The organism is Morganella psychrotolerans (genome assembly GCF_001676155.1).
GTDB classification, from domain to species: Bacteria; Pseudomonadota; Gammaproteobacteria; order Enterobacterales; family Enterobacteriaceae; genus Morganella; species Morganella psychrotolerans.
The window spans coordinates 1-1,075 of sequence record NZ_LZEW01000019.1 but is presented as its reverse complement, the minus strand read 5'-3'; the positions used below and the strand labels follow the sequence as shown (position 1 = coordinate 1,075).

General features: G+C 35.9%; 3 protein-coding genes. 2 read left to right on the top strand and 1 reads right to left on the bottom strand.

All coding sequences use genetic code 11. From position 1 onward, the window contains the following. Both AYY16_RS21155 and AYY16_RS21730 read left to right on the top strand, forming a co-directional pair. On the top strand, positions 1 to 187 hold a 187-nt coding region (locus AYY16_RS21155), incomplete at its 5' end, for a HindIII family type II restriction endonuclease (RefSeq protein WP_235846307.1). Further along, the gene (locus tag AYY16_RS21730; RefSeq protein ID WP_067367363.1) at positions 165 to 362 is read left to right on the top strand and encodes a HindIII family type II restriction endonuclease; all 198 of its coding nucleotides are present in this window, start codon (positions 165 to 167) and stop codon (positions 360 to 362) included. The genes AYY16_RS21155 and AYY16_RS21730, both read left to right, overlap by 23 nt. 5 nt (positions 363 to 367) lie before the next feature. On the opposite strand, the gene AYY16_RS13085 is transcribed toward AYY16_RS21730, so the two are convergent. Then, positions 368 to 1,075 (bottom strand): DNA-methyltransferase (locus tag AYY16_RS13085; RefSeq protein WP_067367360.1); only part of this gene is annotated, 708 nt, incomplete at its 5' end.

Genomic DNA, 1,075 nt, shown 5'->3' with positions numbered 1-1,075 from the left:
TCGGTATTCAGAAATAAAAGGAAAAACAAAAGCCATTGATTTACTTCATAAAATATTCAAATCAGTATCATTGATTAATCCATCAAAAGATAGCGTGTTATATTGGACAATGATAAATAGAACGATGTTAGAGTTTGATGAAGATATACATAATTTATGGTTAGATGAAAAAAAAAGCCACAGATGAGGGGATTTTGGCTTCAAAGGAAATAGCTCTTGAATTTCTTTCTAGTGAAAGGAATAGGATATTAAGAATGACAAAAGAAGAAGCCGTGTCTGAGTTAATTAAAATTAATAAAATAACTTCGAGAGAAGATCAGATCAGGAAAGTGAACAATAACAATATTCTTTCACTTTCCTAAATCAGTTAAAATAAATTATGGACTGATGCTATTCTTTTTAGGCTGACTTCAACATAGTTAGGGTCTGTATCAAAGCCAATGAAATCTCTATTCAATTCATTGGCTGCAACCAATGTTGAGCCGCTTCCACAGAAAGGGTCTACAACAAGCTGACCTTCTTGAGTGGTTAATTCTATTAGTGTTTTCATTAAAGATATTGGTTTTTGTGTAGGGTGATAACCACTCTCACCTTTCGAAAAACCTGCGGATATAACATTTTCCGATTTTCCGGTATTTCTGATAAATGATTCTTGGTTATAAGCTCCGACTCCGTGCAGAAGAGCATTGTCTGCTATAGTTCCACCCATTTTATATGGTTTTGAAAACCAAAGGATTGGCTCGAAAGTGGGTTGCAAGTTACCAACTCTCCACCCATCCCACCGTTTCACGTTGTCAATATCACCTCTGCGTTCATATACACAACTTAGTCGTTGAGCCCTGTGTGGTGCTTTTGTTCTCATCCAGGCAAGCATATCTTTTAGATTAAAACCCGCATTTTCCATTGAGCATATACACCTATGAGAAAATCTACGTCCAGCAAAAACTATTGCGCTAGCTCCTGGTTTTAAAATTCTGAACCATTCAGAAGCCCAAGAATCACACCATTCTTGATATTCCATTGGAATTCGTTTGTCTGCTTCTGACCATCCATTGATAGGTTTACCTCTTTTTTT